The sequence below is a fragment of the Pseudomonas spartinae genome (assembly GCF_965197125.1).
GTDB lineage: Bacteria > Pseudomonadota > Gammaproteobacteria > Pseudomonadales > Pseudomonadaceae > Aquipseudomonas > Aquipseudomonas composti_A.
Genome location: NZ_CBDAMB010000001.1, coordinates 634,208 through 656,103, shown reverse-complemented (window position 1 = coordinate 656,103; position 21,896 = coordinate 634,208). Strand labels below are relative to the sequence as shown.

Below are 21,896 nucleotides of genomic sequence, written 5' to 3'. Positions count from 1 at the left end.
CGGATCGTTACTGTGAGCCCTAGCATTTGCTTCATCATTCCGTATTTTGGGCGCTGGCCGTTCTGGATGCCTTTGTTCTTGGAAAGTTGCAGAAGTAATCCGGATATCGACTGGTTGCTATTCAGCGACTGTGGTGAGCCGGATAACTTGCCGGCCAATGTTCGTGTTGAGCCGGTGACGTATGCAGATTATTGCTCTTTGGTGTCGGTGCGCTTGGGCATAACGTTTACGCCGCATAATCCCTACAAGCTTTGTGATCTGAAACCTGCTCTTGGCTATATCCATGAGGAGCAGTTACGGGGATATGATTTTTGGGCGTTTGGCGATCTCGATCTGATCTACGGACGCTTACGTCAGTACTTCTCTGACGAGCGACTTGCACGTTACGACCTTTACTCCACCCATGCTCGGCGTGTGTCGGGTCACTTATGCCTGATTCGTAATACCGAGGCAATGCGTAGAGTCTTCATGCGTATGCCGTCTTGGCAGGAACGCTTGGGGGATCAAGAGCATCATGCGCTTGACGAGGGAGCATTCAGTCGCCTGTTCTTATGGCGAAAGAATTTTCCAAAGCCGCTTTTCAACTTGGTGGGGCGTTTCAACCCCTTGCGCCGGCGCAGTGAGTTCGTTGAAGCATTCAGCACCCCAAATGGCTGTATACCTTGGATTGATGGAGGCTTTCATTTTCCTGATCGCTGGTTCTGGCGCGATGGCTGCCTGACTAACGATCAGGACGGTGATCGACAGTTTCCTTATTTCCACTTCGCCATATGGAAGCGAGGTGAGTGGTCTGACAAGGCGTCTCCCTCGCAGGAAACGATGCAAGCATTGGCCGGTAAGCGAGCCTGGATGGTAAGTGAAGAAGGATTTTCGCAATGGCAATGAGCATGGCGCGTCGTATCAAGGTTTTGCAGTTGCATCCTGACTACAACATCAAGACGCACGATTTTGCTGATTTGGGGGAGCAGATTTTTCACGCCCTTCCTTCTGAGCGCTTCGAGACAGTCAATGCGTTTCTCCGGGGACGGCCGACTACCGGTCAGCCGGAGAGTCGTGCTGAGCGTTCTGTTTACTTCGAGTTCTCCGATGCGCAGCTCAAGGGCATGCGCATTCGTGCTATGTGGCGGCTATTTCAGTATTGCCGCAGCGAGCGCTTCGATGTGGTGATCTGTAATCGCTTCAAGCCCGTGAACATGATGCTGATGCTCAATCGCTGGCTCAAGATCCCTCTTTGTATCGGTATCGCCCATGGTTTTGGCGAATACGATCGGGCCTATCGTCGTCAGCAGACTGCTCGGCTGGTGAGCCCCGCTTGGCGTTTCGTGGGTGTTTCTCCTGCGGTTAAGCAGTACCTCCTGGATTGTCAGTGCGGCTTCACTCCGAGCAACACCGTTGCGATAACCAATGCCATCGATATCGTGCAGGCCGAAAGTCTGCAGTTATCACGTGACCAGGCGCGTTCTCAGTTGGGGCTCGAGCCCAATGTGCGGATTGTCGGGGCATTGGGGCGACTGGTCCCGGTAAAGGGGCACATACATCTGATCCGTGCTTTTGCGCAGATTGCGCAGCGCTATCCAGATGTACAGCTGGCAATCATCGGGGAGGGGCGCGAGCGCGACCGCTTGCTACAGGAAGTGGAGCTTCTTGGTTTGCAAGGGCGTATCCATTTGCTTGGCTTTCGAGATAACGCTCTACGCTATGTGCGGGCGTTCGACATATGGGCCATGCCCTCTTTGGCGGAGGGCTTGGGTTTGGCGTTGCTTGAGGGGATGAGTGGGCGGCTACCGGTAATCGCGAGCGATGTTCCTGCCATGCTCCCGTTGATCCAGGGAGCTGGTGGTATCGCTGTTGCTCCGGCAGACGTCGAGGGACTGAGCCAGGCCTTGGATGAGTATCTTTCCCTCAGTGATGAGCAGCTTCAGATCAAGGGTGAGCAGTCTTACAGTTACTTGAACAGAGAGCACGATATTGACGTGTTTCGCCAGCAGTATCTGGAGTTGATCGAATCTGCGCTTAACGAGGTGAGGAAATGACGGAGCAACTGCCATTGGTCACGGTGGTGATCGCTTCATACAACCATGCGCCCTACATCGAGCGCTGCATTCTCAGTGTCGTGCAGCAGACATACCCGAATATCGAGTTGTTGGTGATCGATGACGGCTCCACGGACGACAGCGTGGCGCGAATCGAACGCTTGCAGCAAGAATATGGATTCGACTTTCGTGTCCAGCAGAACAGGGGGTTGACGCATACGCTCAATGACGCGGTTTCGCGCGCCCAAGGCAGCCTGATTGCTCCATTCGGCTCGGATGACATCATGGTGCCGGAGCGTATAGCCAAGCAGGTCGCTTACATGCGGGATAAGCCGGAAGTCGGGATCTGTGCCGGCAATATCGAGTTGATCGATTCGGACGGTCATCTGTTTCCCGAGTTTCGTCAGCGTCGAGATATAGCGTTTCGTCGACTGGATTTCGATGACGTGTTCATGGAGCGTAAACCCTATCCGCCAGCGCCCACGCTACTGTTTCGCAAAGAAGCGTTGGAACGGGTAGGGGGGTTCGATCCTGAGATCCGATTAGAGGATCTTCTTATCGAACTCAAGATCACTCATGCAGGTTATTACATCGACTGTCTTGGCGAGGTGTTGGCTCAGTACCGCAAGCATGGCAGTAACTCCTCCAAGAACACCCCGTTCATGGTGGATAGCATTCTGCGTACTTATGCCTTGTTCAAGGACCACCCTCAATACGAGTTCGTCAGGACTCGGTTTCTCAGCTCTATGTTCCTGAAGTGTTCCAATCGAGACCGTGATTACGCGCGGCAGTTGCTCAGGCAGATTCCGTTGCGTAGATGGAACAAGAAAACCTGGCGTGGGCTGGGGCGTCTTTTTTTCTCGCCTCTGGAGAAGAACTGATCATGGGTTTCTGGGCAAGATTTCGAGAGCGTCGGAGCAAGCGTGCGATCCGTAAGCTGCCGAGGCTGTATCGCGGTCAGGCCCGCTTTCTCCAGCGCTATCCTCACTACTCGATAGGTGTAGGCAGTTATGGTCTACCCATCGTCCATGACTGGAGTGAGGGCGCTACGCTTCGTATAGGTGCGTATACATCCATCGCTGAGCAGGTCGAAATATTTCTCGGTGGGCATCATCGTACTGAGTGGGTTACGACTTACCCGTTCCCGGCCATGATTGACGAGGCTGCGGATATTACCGGCTATGCCTTCACTCGCGGTGATGTCGTGATTGGCAGTGATGTGTGGCTATGTACTGGGGCAATGATTCTTTCTGGCGTGACCGTGGGCGATGGTGCGGTGGTCGCTGCTGGTGCCGTGGTAAGCCGAGACGTGGCTCCATACTCGATTGTGGCTGGTAATCCAGCGAAACACATCCGGTGGCGTTTCAGCGAGCCAGTCAGGGAGGCGCTCCTGGCTGCGAGGTGGTGGGAATGGCCTGAAGACGAGGTGCGTAAGGTCAGTGCACTACTGTGCAGTGAGCGGCTGGATTCTTTTCTTGAGTACGTGGAGCGACGTGCTGCGTCACTCCGGCCTCAGTAGCAGCGCCTGAGCAAGGCGAGGGGCGCATTGGCGGTAGCCATCGATGAGGGCGTCCTTATGCAACTTGAACAGCCACTCCTCGTCTTGCTCGTAGCGACGCATGTGCTTCAGATTGCGTTGGCGCATGCTCAGGTTGAGTGGGCGTCGTCCAAATTTCATGTCAGCGACATCTATCAGGCCGAGGGCGCCATCAGGCATCACCAGTACGTTGCCCAAGTGGATGGAGCGGAAATAGACGCCCTTCTCATGCAGGCGCGCCAGCAACTGCCCGAACTGGTTAATCAACAGGCCGCGCTGCTCCGGCTGTGCCTTCTCCAGGGCCTGTCTCAGTGTTTCGCCCGGAAGTGGCCAATAGTGCACGGCAGTCCCGTTCACGTCGTCCTCTACGCGGTATACCTCGATTATCTGTGGTGCAATAAAACCCAGGCTCTGTAGTTGTCTGGCATTGTCTGCGAAGCGCTTGGCATAGGGTTTCAGGGTTTCGCTGGAAAACAGTCGACGTATACGGAATAGCTTAAGAAAACTGCTGTCCTGCAGGCGAAGGACTTTGGGGCCGAGCCCGTCTTGCTCCAATACGCTGGAGCCGAGCATCAGTGCCTGCAGTTGTCCTTCTGACAGACGCTGCATCAAAGTGCATGCTCCTGTTTGCGTCCGATACTTAGCGCTGCCACCAATGCCAGCGGAATCCAAGTCAAGAACCAGTGTTCTTTGGGGCGAGGAAGAATTCCCCCTCCCTCAGTAAGGCCTGCGCCCAGTCCGTAAACAACCAACGCACCAGCGATGATGAAATACAAGTCACTGCGTCGTCGCCAGCAGGTCCAGAGTGCCGCACCGTGCATGAGCGCCCAGCAGAGGGCGCCGATTACGCCGGTATAATAGAGCACGCCTAGAAAGAAGCTATGAGGTTCGCTGAATGAGTAGTGAGTACCAGGAACATTGATCGCGAGATGCGCATCGAAGCCGTGCCCGATCCATGGTTGTAAGCGAATCTGCTCCAGCGCCAATTGCCAGATTTCCAGGCGGTAGGATGTACCTCGGTTAAGCAGGCTTTCAGGGAAGGCCAGCAGAAGGATAATTAACCCGCAAGCGCCGGCGCAGGCGAGCAGGAGTGCGCGTTTGTTCCAACAGCAAAGCATCAGCCAGGCCGCCGCAAGTGCAGCTGCGACAAGCGGAGTACGGGAGCCCGTTGCAAGTAGCGTCACTGATAGTACCGCCAGCGGAATTAGCGCGAAGCAGTAGTACCGCGACGAGGAGGTCATGACCCAGCCAAGCCATATCACGCAGAACAAGCCAAATACATGTGAGCTCAGCAGTGGGTTATCCAACGCTCCGCTACCTACCAGGCGAGCGCCGGGGGTGTAGTGGGTAGCGAAGTCGACTAATCCATACGCCGCTATAGGAATAATCGCCAGCGATGCCAGGGACAGGACCAATAGCAGGCGCGAGCAGTTGCGTTGGGTCATCAGCATGCAGGCTGTGAAAAGCATGAAGATATAGAGCGGTCTCTTGGCAAGCGAGGCAAAGGAATCTTCGGTTCCTGACCAGGAGATGCTGATCAGTGCCCAGGCTGAGAAGGCAAGAAACAAAAGAGTGACGGGCTCACTCAGTTGCAGGGCAATCTGCTTGGGCTGCATCACGATCGCAATCAGTGCTGGTGCTGCCATCAGAGCATAGAAGAGCTTGTGATACTGGCTGCGATCATCCAGCCAGGTCAGCCCGGTCAGCAAACAGAAATAGCCGATTGGTAAAATCCATTCGCTAATGAAGTTCGATGTATTGCGCGGCCATGCGCCCAAGGAAAGCGACATTGATCCTGTATTCCCCGATTCTGATTCGAGGCGCGATTCTACGGGATACCAGTGGATTTTTCGCGCATCCATGACGCGGCAGGGGGCTGTGATAGTATTCGCCCCTGTTCTGGCTGCGGCATATTTCCATGACCGATACCTCTGCGGACCTTCAAGCCACCTCCAGTTTGAAGATCTATTTTCGCTTACTACGATACGTCAGACCTTACATCGGTTTGTTCCTGCTCAGTCTGGCTGGCTTTCTGATTTTCGCCTCCACTCAGCCAATGCTGGGTTATATCCTCAAGTACTTCGTCGACGGATTGTCCAATCCTGATGCGAGCCTCTTTGCAGGCGTGCCCTGGTTGCTGGAGCATGCGCCCTGGCTGGCACATCTAAAGCTGCTGCAGGCAGTGCCTCTGCTGATCGTGCTGATTGCCTTGTGGCAAGGCATTGGCTCTTTCCTGGGGAATTACTACCTGGCAAAGGTTTCGATGGGGCTGGTGCAGGACCTGCGTGTCGAGCTGTTCAATAACCTGCTGACGCTGCCCAACCGTTACTTCGACAACCACAACTCCGGTCATCTGATCTCGCGCATCACCTATAACGTGACCATGGTCACCGGTGCTGCCACCGACGCTATCAAGGTCGTGGTGCGCGAAGGGATGACGGTGATCTTCCTGTTCGCCACCTTGCTGTGGATGAACTGGAAACTGACGCTGGTGATGGTGGCGATCCTGCCTGTGATCGGCCTGATGGTGACCAGCACCAGCAAGAAATTCCGCAAGCAGAGCAAGAATATCCAGACCAGCATGGGCGATGTCACCCATGTGACCTCTGAAAGCATCCAGGGTTATCGCGTTGTGCGCAGCTTCGGTGGAGAGGACTACGAGAAGCAGCGTTTTCTGGGCGCCAGTGAGGAAAACAAGCTCAAGCAGTTGAAGATGGTCAAGACCAACGCTGTCTACACGCCGTCACTGCAATTGGTGATCTACAGTGCCATGGCCGTGTTGATGTTCCTGGTGCTGCTGCTGCGCGGCGATGCCTCGGCAGGGGATCTGGTGGCTTACATCACCCTGGCAGGTCTGCTGCCCAAGCCCATTCGCCAGCTATCCGAGGTCAGTTCGACTATTCAGAAGGGTGTCGCCGGGGCCGAAAGCATTTTCGAGCAACTCGACGAGGAGCCGGAAGTTGATCGTGGCACTCAGGAGCGCGAGCGCATCAGCGGCCGGCTGCAGGTGAAGGATCTGAGCTTCAGCTACCCCGGTGCGGAGAAATCCGTGCTAAACAACATTTCCTTCGTCGCCGAGCCCGGGCAGATGGTGGCGCTGGTCGGGCGCTCCGGCAGTGGCAAGTCAACCCTGGCCAATCTGATACCGCGTTTCTACCACCATGATCAGGGGCAGATTCTGCTCGATGGCGTGGATGTCGAGGACTACACCCTGCGCAACCTGCGCCGGCACATCGCGCTGGTCACGCAGCACGTCACCCTGTTCAACGATACCGTGCGCAACAATATCGCTTACGGTGATCTGGCTGGCGCGCCGTTGGAGGCCGTGCAACAGGCTGCGGGTGACGCCTATGCCGCCGAGTTCATCGAGAAGATGCCACAAGGCTACGACACCCTGGTCGGTGAGAACGGCGTGCTGCTCTCCGGCGGTCAGCGTCAGCGCCTGGCCATCGCCCGCGCCCTGCTCAAGGATGCGCCGTTGCTGATTCTCGACGAGGCCACCTCGGCGTTGGATACCGAATCCGAGCGGCATATCCAGGCGGCGCTGGATCAGGTGATGCAGGGCCGTACCACCCTGGTCATCGCCCACCGCCTGACTACCATCGAGAAGGCTGACCTGATTCTGGTGATGGATCAGGGGCAGATCGTCGAGCGCGGCAGTCATGCCGAGTTGCTGGCACAGAACGGTTACTACGCGCGTCTGCATGCCAAGCAGTTCGAGGACGGCGACGAGTCGGTCGTGGTCGAGCAGAGCGTCTGATGCTGAGCCGTCTACGATTCTGGCGTGAACGCGGCTGGACGCCGATTACTGCTGCCGACTATGCCGAGGCCTGGGCCCGTTTTGGCGGCAGCGTCGCGACTCATCCCGAGGTGGTGGTGCGGCTGGCTGACCTGGCTGGTATTCCCGTGCGCTATCTGGGTTGGCAGGTCGGTGGCGAACTGCAGGCTGCAGTTGCTACCTGGGGGCGGTATCTGGCCCTGTCCAAGGATGTGCTCAAGCAGCAAGGCAAGCGCGGTCTGTTCGATCTGGGCAATGCCGAGATCATTCTGCCTCTGGCTCCGCAGGCGCAGGTTTCGCTGCGCCATCGGGCACGCTACCTGTCTGAACTCAATGCAACAGGACTCATCGGTGTCGGCGAACAGCCCGAGGGCCTGGCGCTGGCTCGTGAGCCTGAGCAATACAGCAAGAAATTTCGCTACAACCAGCGCCGCGAGCAACGCTTGCTGGAAGAGGCGGGCGGGGTGATCCGGCCGATGCTGGAGCTGACGCCCGAGGAGCAGGCGCGCATCTATGCCGATCTGTTCCAGCGTCGCTGGGGCTTCGAGGCCACTGGCAAGGAGCACCTGACAGAAGTGTTCGGCCTGCTGCGCGATTTCATGACCGGCTCGCTGATCTACCTCAACGACGAACCGGTGGCGATCCAGGTGCTGTACCGGGTCGAGGCGCCGCAATGGGTCAGTCTGGAATACATCAACGGCGGGGTCGATCCGCAGCAGCGCGAGTTCAGCCCTGGCAGCGTACTCAGCTTCGTCAACACGCAAAGCGAGTGGGAGCAGGCGCGGGCGCTGGGCAAGCCTCTGCGTTACTCGTTTGGCCGCGCTGACCGCGAATACAAGGATCGCTGGTGCAACCGGGTACCGGTCTATCAGGTGTGAGCGCATGAACGGTCGCAAGCAACAACTGCTCAAACGCCATCGCCGCAACAAACGCATCGCCCTGTTGCTGGCACTGTTGACGTTGCTGGCGCTCGGTGTGCTCGTCGCCTGGTGGCTGCCGCCAGTGCTGCTGGTGTTGGGCTGGGTCGCGCATGAGGCCTGGTTCGCCGATCACCTCTTTTATTCACCGCGCGACGATTATCGCTACGACTTCCCCGAGGACAGCCTGAGCGTATCGGCGCGCATCGAGCAGGGGCAGCTGCAGGTCGAGGCTGACCTGCAGGGCTACGACACGCTGATACTCGAGCTGCGTCTGACGGCGACCTGGCTTGGCCGGTGGTTCGATCCCTATGTGCGCCTGGGCGATGACCGTCAGGATTTCGAGCGTGGCGTGGCTGGCCGTCGTTACCTCAACCTGTCCGGGCAGCAGGCGCAGGCTCTGAGCATCGTGCCGCGCTTCTGTCGCATCGGTGGCGAGTTGCGCCTGCATGCCATGCGCAATCCCGATTTCGCCGAGCAGCGCATGCTGATCATCGCGCCGCATGCCGACGATGCCGAGCTGGCGGCCTTTGGTCAGTACAGCCGCGCGGCCAACACTGCCATCGTGACCCTCACTCAAGGCGAGATCGAGGCCGAGGCCTATCAGCGTTTCGGGCTGGACAAGGCCGCCGCTGCGCGTCTGAAAGGGCGCTTACGCAGCTGGGACAGCCTGGCCGCACCGCTGTGGGGTGGGGTCAATCAGGCGCGTTGCGTGCAGCTCGGCTACTACTGCCTGCAGTTGCCGGCCATGGCCGAGCAACCGCACGTACCCTTCGGTTCGCGGGAGTCGGGCGAGAGCGATGTGCGCCCTGTGCGCCGCCATAATCCGTTGTCCTTGCCGGGCGATGCCGACGGACAGCCAACCTGGAGCAACCTGATCGACGATCTGGTCGCCGTGATCGAGCATTACCGGCCCGAAGTCGTGCTGACGCCGCATCCGGAGCTCGACCCTCATCATGATCACGTCGCCAGTACGCGCGCCTTATTGGAAGCCTGCGAGCGTGCGGCCTGGCAGCCGAAAACGCTGCTGCTCTATGCCAACCACCTGCATGACAACGACCGTTGGCCCATGGGGCCGGCCGGCCATGGCATTGCCCTGCCACCGGCGATCACGGCGCTGCCGGCCGAGCGTCTGTGGAGCCCGTTGCTCGATGCCGAGCGGCAACTGGACAAGGCCATGGCGCTGGGCATGCAGCATGATCTGCAAGCTCCGCTGCCGCTGAAGCGGCGCCTGCGCCGCCTGATCCAGTGGGCCTTGGCCGGGCGCCGCTGGCCTGTCACGGGCGAGGACGAGTTCTTCCGCAAGGCCGTGCGCCGCCATGAGCTGTTCTGGGTGCGTACCCGCTAGAGCGGTACACCGAATGCGTCATGCTATGATTTTTCCCGTTTTTCTGCCCTTCTGGAGCTGCCATGAAACTGACCATGCCCCGCTATGACCAAGCCGCCGTTCTGGTGGTGGGCGATGTGATGCTCGATCGCTACTGGCATGGCGGCACTTCGCGGATTTCCCCGGAGGCGCCGGTACCGGTGGTGCGTGTGGACCAGATCGAGGATCGTCCCGGTGGTGCTGCCAACGTGGCACTGAATATTGCCGCACTCGGCGCGCGCGCGTTGCTGGTGGGCGTGACCGGCAACGATGAAGCCGCCGAGAGCCTGAGCGACAGCCTGCGTGGCGCAGGCGTGGACGCCCATTTCCAGCGCCATGACGGCCAGCCGACCATCGTCAAGCTGCGGGTGATGAGCCGTCACCAGCAACTGCTGCGCATGGACTTCGAGGAGCCGTTCAATACCGACACCGCAGCCCTGGCGCGTGAAGTCGATGCACTGCTCGACGGGGTCAAGGTGCTGGTACTGTCGGACTACGGCAAGGGCGCGCTGCAGAACCATCAGGCTTTGATCCAGGCGGCGCGCAACAAGGGTGTCCCGGTGCTGGCCGATCCCAAGGGCAAGGACTTCTCCATCTACCGCGGTGCCAGCCTGATCACGCCAAACCTGCATGAGTTCGAGCTAATCGTCGGTGGTTGCGTCGATGAGGCCGAACTGGTGAGCAAGGGCGCCACGCTGATGCATGAGCTGGAGCTGGGTGCATTGCTGGTGACGCGTGGCGAGCACGGCATGACCCTGCTGCGGCCGGAGTATCCGCCGCTGCACCTGCCGGCTCGTGCCCGTGAGGTCTTCGACGTGACCGGTGCCGGCGATACGGTGATTTCCACCCTGGCCGCGTCCATCGCCGCCGGTGAGGAGCTGCCACTGGCGGTGGCCCTGGCCAACCTGGCAGCCGGCATCGTCGTCGGCAAGTTGGGTACGGCGGCCATCAGTGCGCCTGAACTGCGCCGTGCGGTGCAGCGCGAGGAAGGCTCCGAGCGCGGCGTGCTGAGCCTGGATCAACTGCTGATCGCCATCGAAGATGCCCGCGCTCATGGCGAGAAGATCGTCTTCACCAACGGTTGCTTCGATATCCTCCATGCCGGCCATGTGACCTACTTGGAACAGGCGCGTGCGCAGGGTGATCGGCTGATCGTGGCGATCAACGACGACGCTTCGGTGAGCCGTCTGAAAGGGCCGGGCCGCCCGATCAACGCCGTTGATCGGCGCATGGCGGTGCTCGCCGGTCTGGGCGCGGTGGACTGGGTGGTGAGCTTCAGCGAAGACACCCCCGAACGCCTGCTGGGGCAGGTGCGGCCGGACGTACTGGTCAAGGGCGGCGACTATGGTATCGAGCAGGTGGTCGGCGCCGATATCGTCCAGGCCTATGGTGGTGAGGTGCGCGTGCTCGGCCTGGTGGAAAACAGCTCCACCACGGCGATCGTCGAGAAGATTCGCAGCAAGTGACAGCAGGCTGAGCCAGGTGCAAGTCCTGCTCAGTCCGTTCGCCTCCAGCCATGGCTTGACCCGATTGCCGCAGCAGCCTGTCTTGAGGGTCATAGGCACTCGCTGACCCTGACCTCATCATCAATGGCATCCCTCATGTGGAGTGAGATGCCATGACCGTCGATGTACAGGGCCAGGCCCTGAGTGTACTGAGCAAGCTGGCCCAGGCCGACTGGCCGGATCGCCTGAAGGTACGCAAGTCCTTCGAAAAACTCGTTTACAGCGGGAGCCGCGCCAGCTTTCGCCTGGCGGCTGGGCGTGCGGCGAGCAAGCCGCGTGAGGCGCGTCAGACAGCGGATGAGCTGTTCGATCTGTCATTCACCGATGAGCAGCAAATGCTGGTGGACATGCTGCAGGGCTTCGCCCTGGAGGTACTGCGTCCGGTAGCGCATGAGGCGGATGCGCAGGCGCGGGTGCCGGCTGCGCTGATCAATCAGGCGCGCGAGCTGGGCTTGGCTCACTATGGCGTGGGCGAGGCGCAGGGCGGCCTGGCCGGCGAGCGCACCGTTCTGAGCAATGCGCTGATCGCCGAGAGTCTGGCGCAGGGTGACTTTTCCCTGGCCGCTGCGCTGCTGGTGCCGCTATCGGCCGCCAACTGCATTCGCCGCTGGGGAACGGTTGAACAGCAGGCCGCCTGGCTGCCGGCGTTCGTTGGCGAGCAAGGCGCGCCGGCGTTCGCCTTGGCCGTCAATGAGCCTGCTGTGCTGAGCGATCCAGGCCAGCCTGCGACGCGGGCGCGCAAGCGCGGCAGGCACTATCTGCTCGACGGTGAGAAGACGCTGGTGATTGCCGGCCTGGATGCCAGTCGGCTGGTCGTCAGCGCCCAGGCCAGTGATGGGCCGGCGCTGTTCATCGTCGAGGCGGCGAGCAAGGGCGTCAGTCGCACTGCCGAGCCCGCCATGGGACTCAAGGCCTGTGGGCTGGCGCGTGTCCAGCTGAAGGGCGTCAAGGTGTCGAGCGACTGCCGCCTGGCTGGCGATGCGTTCGACTTCACGGCCTTTCTCGATCATTCGGCATTGGCCTTCTGCGCGCTGGCCGTGGGCACGGCCCAGGCTGCGCTGGATTACGTGACGACATACTGCAACGAGCGCCAAGCCTTCGGTGAGCCGATCAGCCACCGCCAGGGCGTGGCTTTCATGGTGGCCGATATCGCCATCGAGCTGGATGCCATGCGCCTGCTGCTGTGGCGTGCCTGCGCCCGTGCCGAGGCCGGTCAGCCCTTCCATCGCGAGGCCTACCTGGCGCGTCTGCTGTGTGCCGAGAAGGCGATGAAAATCGGCTCCGACGCCGTGCAACTGCTCGGTGGCCACGGTTTTACTCAGGAGCACCCGGTCGAGCGCTGGTATCGCGATCTGCGCAGTGTCGCCGTGCTTGCCGGCGGTTTGCACCTTTGAGAGGAGTGCCTGCATGAATCTGGAAACCCCGAAGAAATTCCGCGGCCTGCAGCACCAGGCCGGGCAGGTGGCCAAACATTATTTCCGGCCTATCTCGCGCAAGTACGACAAGGCCGAACACGCCTATCCCAAGGAGCTGGATCTGCTCGCCGCGCTGCTCGACGGCATGAACGAAGGCTCGCCCGATGCGGTCGGCGCCGGCTCGGCCAGCAAGCGCGGGGCGGCCCGCGAGCAGCAGGAAGGCATCAAGAACGGCGGCAATATGGCGGCGCTGCTCGGTGTGATGGAGTTGTGCTGGGGCGACGTCGGGCTGCTTTTGGCCATGCCGCGCCAGGGGCTCGGCAATGCGGCGATTGCGGCGGTGGCCAACGATGAACAGCTCGCGCGCCTGGGCCGGACCTGGGCCGCCATGGCCATCACCGAGCCGGGCTGCGGCTCCGATTCCGCAGCGATTCGCACCACGGCAGTGAGGGACGGCGATCATTACATCCTCAATGGCGAGAAGATCTTCGTCACGTCCGGAGAGCGGGCGGATTCGGTCGTGGTGTGGGCCAGCCTGGACAAGAGCCTGGGGCGAGCGGCGATCAAATCCTTCGTGGTCGAGAAGGGAACGCCTGGGATGACGGTTACGCGTCTGGAGAAGAAGCTGGGGATCAAGGCGTCCGACACCGCTTCGATCAGCTTCAGCGACTGCCGGGTGCCGGCAGCCAACCTGTTGGGCAATGCCGAGATCGACGTGCAGAAGGGCTTTGCCGGGGTCATGGAAACCTTCGACAACACCCGGCCGCTGGTCGCCGGCATGGCTGTCGGTGTCGCGCGCGCAGCGCTGGAGCGTGCCCGTGAACTGTTGAACAAGGCGGGTTGCCGTCTCGACTACGGCAAGCCGCTGCTCTGTGTCACTCACGCCGAGGCCACGCTGTATCGCCTGGAAGCGGAGTGGGAGGCGGCGCGGCTGCTGACGCTCAAGGCTGCCTGGATGGCCGACAACAAGTTGCCCAATTCGAAAGAGGCCTCCATCGCCAAGGCCAAGGCTGGGCGCGTGGCCAGTGAAGTGACGCTCAAGTGCGTCGAGCTGGCCGGTGCGCTGGGTTATGGCGAGGATGAGCTGTTGGAGAAGTGGGCCCGCGACTCGAAGATTCTCGATATCTTCGAAGGCACGCAGCAGATTCAGTTGCTGATCGTCGCGCGCCGGCTGCTGGGCAAGAGCTCCAGTGAGCTCAAATAGAGCGTTGCAAGGTCTCAAGCAGTAAAAGAAAAAGCCCGCAATAGCGGGCTTTTTTGCTTAGAAACGGAAGACTTCCGTGTCGATCTTGATAGGTTCTGCCACCGGGATTTTCGGCCCGGGGGCAGGTTCCTGTGGTTTGGCTTTGGCCATCGGCGTCTTCTTGCGTGACGGTTCAGGCGCCGGATCTGCCGCCGCGATGGGCTGAATGGCCACCGCCAGCTCGGCTGCCAGGCGTTGCAGCAGGGCGCTTTGCGCCTTGACCTGTTCAGCCAGAGGACCGCTGTGCGGTTCTTCCAGACGAATCAGACGGCTGTCGCGCAGTTGCCCACGGCGATCCAGCAGGCGCCATTGCGCCTCCAGCACAGCCGGCTGGGTCGGGCCGGAATCCAGGCGGGTGATGGTCAGCATGACCTGCGCATCGGCACTGAAACCGGGAGCTGCCGGCGCCAGAACCAGGCGCTGGCTATCCAGGCGCCAGGCCAGCTGGCGCAGCATCTGTTGGTCGATATCGTTGGCCAGGCCACTGGCCCAGCGCGCGTTCTGGGCCGCGACCAGGCTGCCGTCGGCCTGACGCTGCAGCAGATTTTGCTGACGCAGGTAATCGGCCACGCTGATCGGGCCGACCAGCACGGTCACACCATTGTCCTTGGTGGGAGTTACGGCCTTGCCGCCGTCCAGTTGGTAAAGGGGAACCGGCTTCTGCTGCAGCAGGCTGCAACCGCTCAATACGAGCAGCGCGGTCAGAAGCAGGGCCACAGGGCGTACTACAGTCATCATCAATCCCAGGCAGCCGCTTCTGGGGCAGCTGCACATCGATCCCATATCATTCAGGGGGTCATTTGCACATGACCCAGGGCGCGTATCATCCGTCAAACCGCGCTATGACTCCAGCCTTGGCTGCTTGCCGGTCGCGCGGGTTTTCTGGAAGAACGAGGCGTGTTGCCGACGCTATTCCACCAGAAGCTGGTCGACACGCTGGAAGCCGCGCGGCAGCTTGTTGCCACGGCGGCCGCGTTCGCCCTTGTAGTGCTCCAGGTCGTCGGCTTTGAGTGTCAGGGTACGCTTCCCGGCCTGCAAAACCAAACTGGCGCCGCTGGGCAGCACGGCCAGATCGGTCAGGTATTCCTCGCGCGAGGCCACGCGTTCGCCGGGAATGCCGATGATCTTGTTGCCCTTGCCTTTACCCAGTTGCGGCAGGTCGGTGACCTTGAACAGCAGCAGGCGGCCTTCGGTGGTCACCGCAGCCAGCCAGTCGTTTTCGAGATTGCTGACGGGTTTGGGCGGGACCACCTTGGCGCCGTTGGGTAGGGTCAGCAGCGCCTTGCCTGCCTTGTTCTTGGCCTGCAGATCCTCGCCCTTGACCACGAAGCCGTAGCCGGCGTCGGAGGCGATGACATACAGCGCGCTGTCTTCTGGCAGCATCACACATTCGAAGCTGGCGCCTGGCGGCGGCGTCAGACGGCCGGTCAGCGGTTCACCCTGGCCACGCGCTGATGGCAGGCTGTGGGCCGTCAGCGAATAACTGCGGCCAGTCGAATCGATAAATACCGCGTACTGATTCGAGCGCCCCGGTGCCGCCGCCTTGAAGCCGTCGCCGGCCTTGTAGGACAGGCCCGTGGCGTCGATGTCGTGGCCCTTGGCGCAGCGCACCCAGCCTTTTTCCGAGAGCACCACGGTGACCGGTTCGGTCGGCATCAGCTCGGTTTCCGACAGGGCCTTGGCCTCGGCGCGAGCGACGATCGGCGAGCGGCGGTCATCGCCGTACTTCTCGGCGTCTTCGATGATTTCCTTGCGCACCAGCTTCTTCAGCTTGGCTTCGCTGCCGAGCAGGGCCAGTAGCTTCTCGCGCTCCTTGGCCAGCTCATCCTGCTCGCCTCGGATCTTCATTTCTTCCAGGCGGGCCAGCTGGCGCAGGCGGGTGTCGAGGATGTAGTCGGCCTGCACATCGGTGAGGCCGAAGGTTTCCATCAGCACCGGCTTGGGCGAATCCTCGCTGCGGATGATGCGGATCACTTCGTCGAGGTTGAGGAAGGCGATGAGCAAGCCTTCCAACAGGTGCAGGCGCTTCTCGACCTTGTCCAGGCGGAACTGCAGACGTCGGCGCACGGTACCGACGCGGTACACCAGCCATTCACTGAGCAGGGTGCGCAGATCCTTGACCTGCGGCTTGCCGTCGAGGCCGATGACGTTGGTGTTGACCCGATAGCTGGACTCCAGATCGGTGGTGGCGAACAGGTGAGTCATCAGCTCATCGGCATCCACACGGTTGGAGCGCGGGATGATGACGATGCGGGTCGGGTTCTCGTGGTCGGACTCGTCGCGCAGGTCGGCAACCATCGGCAGCTTCTTGGCCTGCATCTGCCCGGCGATCTGCTCCAGCACCTTGGCCCCGGAGACCTGATGCGGCAGGGCGGTGACGACGATGTCTCCGTCCTCGACGCGATAGACGGCGCGCATGCGCACCGAGCCGCGGCCGGTCTCGTAGATCTTCAGCAGATCGGCCTTGGGCGTGATGACCTCGGCCTCGGTCGGGAAGTCCGGGCCCTGGATATGTTCGCAGAGCTGCTCGACGGTGGCGCCGGGCTCATCCAGCAGGCGTACGCAGGCGCTCGCGACTTCGCGCAGGTTATGCGGCGGCACGTCGGTGGCCATGCCCACGGCGATGCCGGTGGTGCCATTGAGCAGCAGGTTGGGCAGGCGCGCCGGCAGGGTCGCCGGCTCGTTCATCGTGCCGTCGAAGTTCGGCACCCAGTCGACCGTGCCCTGGCCGAGCTCGGTGAGCAGCACTTCCGAGTAACGCGACAGGCGCGCCTCGGTGTAGCGCATGGCGGCGAAGGATTTGGGATCGTCCGGCGCACCCCAGTTGCCCTGGCCATCGACCAGGGTGTAGCGATAACTGAACGGCTGCGCCATCAGCACCATGGCCTCGTAGCAGGCGCTGTCGCCATGCGGGTGGAACTTGCCGAGCACGTCACCGACGGTACGCGCCGATTTCTTGTGCTTGGAATCGGCGTCCAGGCCCAGCTCGCTCATGGCGTAGATGATGCGGCGCTGCACGGGCTTGAGGCCGTCGCCGATATGCGGCAGGGCGCGGTCCATGATCACGTACATGGAGTAGTTGAGATAAGCCTGCTCGGTGAAGTCGGCGAGTGACCGGCGTTCAACGCCTTCCAGGCTCAAATCGAGGGATTCGCTCATGCGGGCCTCATTGCAAGGTTGATTGGCGCAGCACCAGGGTGCCGCCCTTTTGACTGAATTCGAGTTGCTTCAGGGCGCTCATGCCCAGCAGCACTTCGTCGCCGTCCATGCCGGGTGCGATCAAGGCGGCGACGTCGCGCAGCTCGATATCGCCAAGGCGCAGGCTGTCCAGGCGCGTGCGGTGCCCGGTGGCACGGCCGTTGGCGGTGCTGATGATGATCGGTGCTCCGCGTTGCAGGCCCAGTTGCTCGGCAACCGCGCTGGGGATCGCCACCTGGGTGGCACCGGTATCGAGCAGGAAGGTCACGTCATGCCCATCGATCTGGCCATTGACCACGTAATGCCCCTGCCGACTGCTGGCCAGGCTGACTTCGACGAAGCCATTGCCACGCACCGACTGCGGCGTCTGGTTGGGGTTGTGCTGGCGATCTTCCCAGTTGCCGAAGAAATGCGTGGCCAGCAGCAGGCCCGCGCCCCAGGCGAGCACCCACATCACTCGTCCGGCGCGACGACCGGGCGTCTGCTCGCTCACGGGCGCCGGCTCCAGCCGCCCTTGGGCGCGTTGAGACGCCAGACGATGGGGCGCTCCTCACCGTCGGCGCGGGCCTGGCTGCCGTTGTCGATGCCGATCCAGGCGCCGTCCTTGTCGATCCACAACGCCTCGGCCATGCCGTAGTCCGGCGTGTAGCGACGCGGCTCGGTCAAGGCCTCGGCGGCGAACGACCAGCAGATGTCCGCGACGCCGTCGCTCAGGGTGCGGCGGCAGATGCGATGAGCCTGGCGCTCCAGGGTGAAGAGCTTTTCGCCGAAATAGGCCAGGCCGGAGAAGTCGCGTGGTGCCGCGTGGCCGCCGAGTGCTTCTGGCGAGGCTTCTTCGCCGCTTTCGCTGTTCAGCACGCAGCCGCCGGTGCAGCGCCAGCTGTTACCGCGCTGATGCAGCACGGTAAGGCCACGGCGGCGTTGCTCTGCCGCCAGCCACAGGCGTTCGCCTGCAGGGTCGATGGCGATGCCTTCGAAACCCTGGTTGAAGTGCAGCAGCATGCCGCTGGCACGTGCCTGGCGTACCAGGCCGCTCGGCAGGTTGAGCCACTGCGTGCTGCCGTTGCTGCTGATCTGCAACACGGCAGCGCGGGTTTCGCTGACCAGGTAGCGATTGCCTTGCGCGTCGCAGGACATTCCCTCGAAATCCAGCGTGCCGCCACGCACCAGCCCGGCGGCCCAGTTACGCATGCGCAGGCCCCAGGGAAGGGCGCTCTCGGGCGGCTCCGGGGCGACGAAGGTTTCCGCCTCGGCGCGCAGCAGGCCTTCTTCACGGTGCAGTTGGTAGATGCGCTCGTCGTCACGGTCGGAAACCGCCCACAGCGTCTCGCCGCACAGGGCCAGGCCGGAAAGGTTGCCGCTGGGCATGTCCGCCACCGGGTATTCAGCCTGCAGCTGCAGCTCTTCCAGCGCCACCGGCTCGGCGTTCGCGACGCCGGCCAGCAGACCGAGTGCCAGGAGGTGACGGCGCATCAGGCCAGTACCTCGGCCAGGTTGCCTTTGCTTTCCAGCCAGCTCTTGCGATCACTGGCGCGCTTCTTCGCCAGCAGCATGTCCATCACTTCGCGCGTGCCTTCGAAATCATCCAGGGTCAGCTGCACCAGGCGCCGGGTGTTCGGGTCCATGGTGGTTTCGCGCAGCTGCGGCGGGTTCATCTCGCCGAGCCCCTTGAAGCGGGTGACCTGCGGCTTGCCGCGGCGTTTCTCGGCGACCAGGCGGTCGAGAATGCCATCGCGCTCGGCGTCGTCCAGGGCGTAGAAAATCTCCTTGCCCAGGTCGATGCGGTACAGCGGCGGCATGGCCACGTAGACATGGCCGGCATCGACCAGCGGGCGGAAGTGACGCACGAACAGGGCGCAGAGCAGGGTGGCGATGTGCAGACCGTCGGAGTCGGCGTCGGCGAGGATGCAGATTTTGCCGTAGCGCAGCTGGCTGAGGTCGTTGGAGCCCGGATCGATGCCGATGGCCACGGCGATATCGTGCACTTCCTGCGAGGCCAGCACTTCGCTGCCATCGACTTCCCAGGTGTTCAGAATCTTGCCGCGCAGCGGCATGATGGCCTGGAATTCCTTGTCGCGCGCCTGCTTGGCGCTGCCGCCGGCGGAGTCACCCTCGACCAGGAACAGTTCGCAGCGCAGCGGGTTCTGCCCCGCGCAGTCGGCCAGTTTGCCGGGCAGTGCCGGTCCCTGGGTGATCTTCTTGCGCTCGACCTTCTTGCCCGCCTTGAGACGCCGCCCGGCATTGCTGATGGCCAGCTCGGCCAGGGCTAGGCCGGTTTCCGGGTTGGCGTTGAGCCACAGGCTGAAGGCGTCCTTGACCACACCGGAGACGAACGCGGCCGCCTCGCGCGAGGACAGGCGTTCCTTGGTCTGGCCGGAGAACTGGGCGTCCTGCATCTTCATCGAGAGGACGAAGGCGATGCGCTCCCAGACGTCTTCCGGCGCCAGTTTGACGCCGCGCGGCAGCAGGTTGCGGAACTCGCAGAACTCGCGCATGGCATCGAGCAGGCCCTGGCGCAGGCCGTTGACGTGAGTGCCGCCCTGCGCGGTAGGGATCAGGTTGACGTAGCTTTCCTGCACCGCGTCGCCGCCTTCGGGCAGCCACAGCAGGGCCCAGTCCACCGCCTCCTTGTTGCCGGCCAGGGTGCCGCAGAAGGGCTCGGCGGGCAGGCGCTCGAACTCGCTGACGGCATCGACCAGATAGGAACGCAGACCGTCCTCGTAATGCCACTCGACCTTCTCGCCGGCGGCCTTGTCCTCGAACGTCACGGACAGGCCCGGGCACAGCACGGCCTTGGCCTTGAGCACATGCTTGAGGCGGCTGACGGAGAACTTGAAGGAGTCGAAGTACTTGGCGTCCGGCCAGAAATGCACGCTGGTGCCGGTGTTGCGCTTGCCCACCGTGCCGATGACTGCCAGCTCGCTGGCCTTGAAGCCGTCGGCGAAACTCATCTGGTACTCGTTGCCATCGCGCTTGACGGTGACCACCACGCGGGTCGACAGGGCGTTGACCACGCTGATGCCGACGCCGTGCAGGCCGCCGGAGAACTGGTAGTTCTTGTTGCTGAACTTGCCGCCGGCATGCAGCTTGGTGAGGATCAGCTCCACGCCCGGCACGCCTTCTTCCGGGTGGATGTCCACCGGCATGCCGCGGCCGTCGTCGAGCACTTCCAGTGAGTTGTCCTCATGGAGGATCACCTGGATGGTCTTGGCGTGTCCGGCCAGGGCTTCGTCGACGCTGTTGTCGATCACTTCCTGGGCCAGGTGGTTGGGGCGCGTGGTATCGGTGTACATGCCCGGGCGCTTGCGCACCGGGTCGAGGCCGGAAAGGACTTCGATGGCGTCTGCGTTATAGGCGTTCTGCTGGGCCATAGGGTCTCTTGTTCATCAATTGAATGCGGAAAAGTCGGTATCGCGCCAAAGTGTGGCGTTAATGCCGGCGAAAGCGAAGAGCGTTGGCAGGCGTTCGGCAAAGCCCTGGAAGCCGTGGTCGCCACCGGCCTGGATGCGCAGGGCGCAGGCGCGGTAGTAACGCTCGGCGTCGCGGTAATCGAGGGTTTCGTCGCCGCTCTGCAGCCAGATCTGATAGCGCGTCGGATCGTCTGGCGGCGCCACTTCGAACTCGGCCAAGGCACTGACATGATCGGCGGTCAGGTCCCAGGTCTCGTCGCTGTAGTGGTTTTTCTGCGGGCCCAGGTAGCCGTCGAAGCGCAGGTGCGGCCGTACCGCCGGATTGACCAGCAGCGCCTTGAGCCCGTGTTGCTCCGCCAGATAGGTGGCGTAATAGCCACCCAGGGAGCTGCCCACCAGCAGTGGCGCGCCCAGTTCGCCGATCAGCGCCTGCAACTGCGCCATGGCCTGGCGCGGATGATGGTGCAGGGCTGGTACGCGCAACTGGTTTTCCAGGCCCAAATGAGCCATGGCGCGGCTCAGCTGGCTTGCCTTGTGCGAGGCTGGCGAGCTGTTCAGGCCGTGGATATAGAGGATGGATGCGGTCATGGAGCGGGAGGCTACTCGTCCGGGGCCTCAAGCTGCAAGCTTCAAGCTGATTAGGGGTATGTCAGTAACCCTTGACGCTGTAATCCACTTCGAAATGGATGCCGGTGACGCGTGATACCCCGGTGTCCAGGCTGCCGTCGGCATGCAGGCGTAGCCAGCGGTAGCCAGGCGCTTCGCTGCCGACCTGGAAATCCTCGCTGCCCGGTGCGAACTGTACGCAGGTCGAGGGCGAGGCGAGCAGACGCAGATTGCCGCGCATCTGGTCGAACTCCTGATGGATATGTCCCCAGAGCACGGCGCGCGCCTGCGGGTATCGGTCGAGGATGGCGAACAGGGCATCGGCGTTGCGCAAACCGATGGGTTCCATCCATTTGCAGCCGATTGACACCGGATGGTGGTGCAGGCAGATCAGGTGATGGCGTTGCGGCGCCTCGCTCAGCGCACGCTCGAGCAACTCCAGCTGGCTGGCGGCGAGAAAGCCGGGGACGGCGCCCGGGATCGAGGAGTCGAGCAGGATGATGCGCCAGGCCCCGAGGTCGATCACCGGCTCCAGCAGGTCACTGTCTTTGCTGGCGGCCTGCATCGGCGGGGTTTCATCGTGGTTGCCGGCCAGCCAGCGCGCCGGTGCATCGATGGCCGAGGTGAGTTGGCGAAAACGCTGATACGACGCGACGCTGCCGTCCTGGGACAGGTCGCCCGTGGCCAGGATCAGGTCGATCTGCGGCTGCTCCTGCTGCACCCGCTCGATCACTCGCTGCAGGCTGTCGCAGGTATCCATGCCCAGCAGCTTGCCGTCCGCTTCGGCGAACAGATGACTGTCGGACAACTGCACCAGCAGAGCCGAGGAATCAGTGGGTGGGGTGGGCAGGCTCGGCAAGACCATCTCCTAAGGCATTATCGAGTGGA

At 62.0% G+C, this 21,896-nt stretch carries 19 protein-coding genes; 10 read left to right on the top strand and 9 right to left on the bottom strand.

Annotation, left to right across the window (positions count from 1 at the left end; genetic code table 11):
* Window positions 1-3: 3 nt before the first annotated feature.
* The 4 genes from ACN8M7_RS03020 to ACN8M7_RS03005 are packed head-to-tail and all read left to right on the top strand — an operon-like array spanning window position 4 to window position 3,552.
* The gene (locus ACN8M7_RS03020; protein WP_490259829.1) at window positions 4-885 is read left to right on the top strand and encodes a DUF6625 family protein; all 882 of its coding nucleotides are present in this window, start codon (window positions 4-6) and stop codon (window positions 883-885) included.
* Between the two features lie 2 nt (window positions 886-887).
* Window positions 888-2,033, top strand: a complete 1,146-nt coding sequence (locus tag ACN8M7_RS03015) for a glycosyltransferase (RefSeq protein WP_490259828.1) — start codon at window positions 888-890, stop codon at window positions 2,031-2,033.
* Window positions 2,030-2,914, top strand: coding sequence for a glycosyltransferase (locus tag ACN8M7_RS03010; protein WP_490259722.1), 885 nt, complete (start codon window positions 2,030-2,032; stop codon window positions 2,912-2,914). The genes ACN8M7_RS03015 and ACN8M7_RS03010 overlap by 4 nt, the downstream gene beginning before the upstream one ends.
* Before the next feature lie 2 nt (window positions 2,915-2,916).
* Window positions 2,917-3,552: a CatB-related O-acetyltransferase gene (locus ACN8M7_RS03005; protein ID WP_061237402.1), complete on the top strand. Its 636-nt coding sequence runs from the start codon at window positions 2,917-2,919 to the stop codon at window positions 3,550-3,552.
* Here ACN8M7_RS03005 and ACN8M7_RS03000 read toward each other — a convergent pair.
* The gene (locus tag ACN8M7_RS03000) at window positions 3,535-4,179 is read right to left on the bottom strand and encodes a BUD32 family EKC/KEOPS complex subunit (protein ID WP_490259721.1); all 645 of its coding nucleotides are present in this window, start codon (window positions 4,177-4,179) and stop codon (window positions 3,535-3,537) included. The genes ACN8M7_RS03005 and ACN8M7_RS03000 overlap by 18 nt on opposite strands.
* Window positions 4,179-5,360, bottom strand: coding sequence for an O-antigen ligase family protein (locus ACN8M7_RS02995; RefSeq protein ID WP_490259720.1), 1,182 nt, complete (start codon window positions 5,358-5,360; stop codon window positions 4,179-4,181). The genes ACN8M7_RS03000 and ACN8M7_RS02995 overlap by 1 nt, the downstream gene beginning before the upstream one ends.
* A gap of 128 nt (window positions 5,361-5,488) precedes the next feature.
* Between ACN8M7_RS02995 and msbA the strand changes: the two genes are divergently transcribed.
* The 6 genes from msbA to ACN8M7_RS02965 all read left to right on the top strand — a co-directional run bounded on the left by msbA (window position 5,489) and on the right by ACN8M7_RS02965 (window position 13,755).
* Window positions 5,489-7,330, top strand: a complete 1,842-nt coding sequence (gene msbA, locus ACN8M7_RS02990) for a lipid A export permease/ATP-binding protein MsbA (protein ID WP_490259719.1) — start codon at window positions 5,489-5,491, stop codon at window positions 7,328-7,330.
* Window positions 7,330-8,226 carry a GNAT family N-acetyltransferase gene (locus tag ACN8M7_RS02985; protein WP_490259718.1) on the top strand — a complete coding sequence of 299 codons (897 nt, stop codon included), beginning with the start codon at window positions 7,330-7,332 and terminating at the stop codon, window positions 8,224-8,226. Before msbA ends, ACN8M7_RS02985 begins: the two co-directional genes overlap by 1 nt.
* Before the next feature lie 4 nt (window positions 8,227-8,230).
* Entirely contained in the window at window positions 8,231-9,613 is a 1,383-nt protein-coding gene (locus tag ACN8M7_RS02980; protein WP_490259717.1) for a PIG-L deacetylase family protein, read from the top strand.
* A gap of 62 nt (window positions 9,614-9,675) precedes the next feature.
* Window positions 9,676-11,097: a bifunctional D-glycero-beta-D-manno-heptose-7-phosphate kinase/D-glycero-beta-D-manno-heptose 1-phosphate adenylyltransferase HldE gene (gene hldE, locus ACN8M7_RS02975; RefSeq protein ID WP_490259716.1), complete on the top strand. Its 1,422-nt coding sequence runs from the start codon at window positions 9,676-9,678 to the stop codon at window positions 11,095-11,097.
* A gap of 152 nt (window positions 11,098-11,249) precedes the next feature.
* On the top strand, window positions 11,250-12,530 hold the full coding sequence (locus ACN8M7_RS02970; protein ID WP_490259715.1) for an acyl-CoA dehydrogenase family protein: 1,281 nt from the start codon (window positions 11,250-11,252) through the stop codon (window positions 12,528-12,530).
* 13 nt (window positions 12,531-12,543) lie between these two features.
* Window positions 12,544-13,755 carry an acyl-CoA dehydrogenase family protein gene (locus ACN8M7_RS02965; protein ID WP_061237410.1) on the top strand — a complete coding sequence of 404 codons (1,212 nt, stop codon included), beginning with the start codon at window positions 12,544-12,546 and terminating at the stop codon, window positions 13,753-13,755.
* A gap of 57 nt (window positions 13,756-13,812) precedes the next feature.
* Here ACN8M7_RS02965 and ACN8M7_RS02960 read toward each other — a convergent pair whose 3' ends face one another.
* From ACN8M7_RS02960 to cpdA, 7 genes are all read right to left on the bottom strand, one after another.
* On the bottom strand, window positions 13,813-14,532 hold the full coding sequence (locus ACN8M7_RS02960; RefSeq protein ID WP_490259714.1) for a PqiC family protein: 720 nt from the start codon (window positions 14,530-14,532) through the stop codon (window positions 13,813-13,815).
* Window positions 14,533-14,703: 171 nt separating this feature from the next.
* Window positions 14,704-16,953 (bottom strand): DNA topoisomerase IV subunit A, encoded by a 2,250-nt coding sequence (parC, locus tag ACN8M7_RS02955; RefSeq protein WP_490259713.1) that lies wholly within the window; start codon window positions 16,951-16,953, stop codon window positions 14,704-14,706.
* A 7-nt stretch (window positions 16,954-16,960) separates the two neighbouring features.
* Window positions 16,961-17,446, bottom strand: coding sequence for a retropepsin-like aspartic protease family protein (locus ACN8M7_RS02950; RefSeq protein ID WP_490259827.1), 486 nt, complete (start codon window positions 17,444-17,446; stop codon window positions 16,961-16,963).
* 35 nt (window positions 17,447-17,481) lie between these two features.
* Window positions 17,482-18,465 carry an esterase-like activity of phytase family protein gene (locus ACN8M7_RS02945; RefSeq protein WP_490259712.1) on the bottom strand — a complete coding sequence of 328 codons (984 nt, stop codon included), beginning with the start codon at window positions 18,463-18,465 and terminating at the stop codon, window positions 17,482-17,484.
* Entirely contained in the window at window positions 18,465-20,363 is a 1,899-nt protein-coding gene (gene parE / locus ACN8M7_RS02940) for a DNA topoisomerase IV subunit B (RefSeq protein WP_061237414.1), read from the bottom strand. Before parE ends, ACN8M7_RS02945 begins: the two co-directional genes overlap by 1 nt.
* A gap of 15 nt (window positions 20,364-20,378) precedes the next feature.
* Entirely contained in the window at window positions 20,379-20,990 is a 612-nt protein-coding gene (locus tag ACN8M7_RS02935; protein ID WP_061237415.1) for a YqiA/YcfP family alpha/beta fold hydrolase, read from the bottom strand.
* Window positions 20,991-21,051: 61 nt separating this feature from the next.
* On the bottom strand, window positions 21,052-21,873 hold the full coding sequence (gene cpdA, locus ACN8M7_RS02930; RefSeq protein WP_197432116.1) for a 3',5'-cyclic-AMP phosphodiesterase: 822 nt from the start codon (window positions 21,871-21,873) through the stop codon (window positions 21,052-21,054).
* Window positions 21,874-21,896: the final 23 nt, after the last annotated feature.

Excerpts from the sequence above, each read along its gene's own strand:
- hldE (WP_490259716.1), top strand. The coding sequence starts at position 9,676 with ATGAAACTGACCATGCCCCGCTATGACCAAGCCGCCGTTCTGGTGGTG.
- ACN8M7_RS03000 (WP_490259721.1), bottom strand. The coding sequence starts at position 4,179 with ATGCAGCGTCTGTCAGAAGGACAACTGCAGGCACTGATGCTCGGCTCC.
- ACN8M7_RS02945 (WP_490259712.1), bottom strand. The coding sequence starts at position 18,465 with ATGCGCCGTCACCTCCTGGCACTCGGTCTGCTGGCCGGCGTCGCGAAC.
- ACN8M7_RS02985 (WP_490259718.1), top strand. The coding sequence starts at position 7,330 with ATGCTGAGCCGTCTACGATTCTGGCGTGAACGCGGCTGGACGCCGATT.
- ACN8M7_RS03015 (WP_490259828.1), top strand. The coding sequence starts at position 888 with ATGGCGCGTCGTATCAAGGTTTTGCAGTTGCATCCTGACTACAACATC.
- msbA (WP_490259719.1), top strand. The coding sequence starts at position 5,489 with ATGACCGATACCTCTGCGGACCTTCAAGCCACCTCCAGTTTGAAGATC.
- ACN8M7_RS02965 (WP_061237410.1), top strand. The coding sequence starts at position 12,544 with ATGAATCTGGAAACCCCGAAGAAATTCCGCGGCCTGCAGCACCAGGCC.
- parE (WP_061237414.1), bottom strand. The coding sequence starts at position 20,363 with ATGGCCCAGCAGAACGCCTATAACGCAGACGCCATCGAAGTCCTTTCC.
- cpdA (WP_197432116.1), bottom strand. The coding sequence starts at position 21,873 with ATGGTCTTGCCGAGCCTGCCCACCCCACCCACTGATTCCTCGGCTCTG.
- ACN8M7_RS03005 (WP_061237402.1), top strand. The coding sequence starts at position 2,917 with ATGGGTTTCTGGGCAAGATTTCGAGAGCGTCGGAGCAAGCGTGCGATC.
- ACN8M7_RS02950 (WP_490259827.1), bottom strand. The coding sequence starts at position 17,446 with ATGTGGGTGCTCGCCTGGGGCGCGGGCCTGCTGCTGGCCACGCATTTC.
- ACN8M7_RS02970 (WP_490259715.1), top strand. The coding sequence starts at position 11,250 with ATGACCGTCGATGTACAGGGCCAGGCCCTGAGTGTACTGAGCAAGCTG.
- ACN8M7_RS02935 (WP_061237415.1), bottom strand. The coding sequence starts at position 20,990 with ATGACCGCATCCATCCTCTATATCCACGGCCTGAACAGCTCGCCAGCC.
- ACN8M7_RS02960 (WP_490259714.1), bottom strand. The coding sequence starts at position 14,532 with ATGATGACTGTAGTACGCCCTGTGGCCCTGCTTCTGACCGCGCTGCTC.
- ACN8M7_RS02995 (WP_490259720.1), bottom strand. The coding sequence starts at position 5,360 with ATGTCGCTTTCCTTGGGCGCATGGCCGCGCAATACATCGAACTTCATT.
- ACN8M7_RS03010 (WP_490259722.1), top strand. The coding sequence starts at position 2,030 with ATGACGGAGCAACTGCCATTGGTCACGGTGGTGATCGCTTCATACAAC.
- ACN8M7_RS02980 (WP_490259717.1), top strand. The coding sequence starts at position 8,231 with ATGAACGGTCGCAAGCAACAACTGCTCAAACGCCATCGCCGCAACAAA.
- parC (WP_490259713.1), bottom strand. The coding sequence starts at position 16,953 with ATGAGCGAATCCCTCGATTTGAGCCTGGAAGGCGTTGAACGCCGGTCA.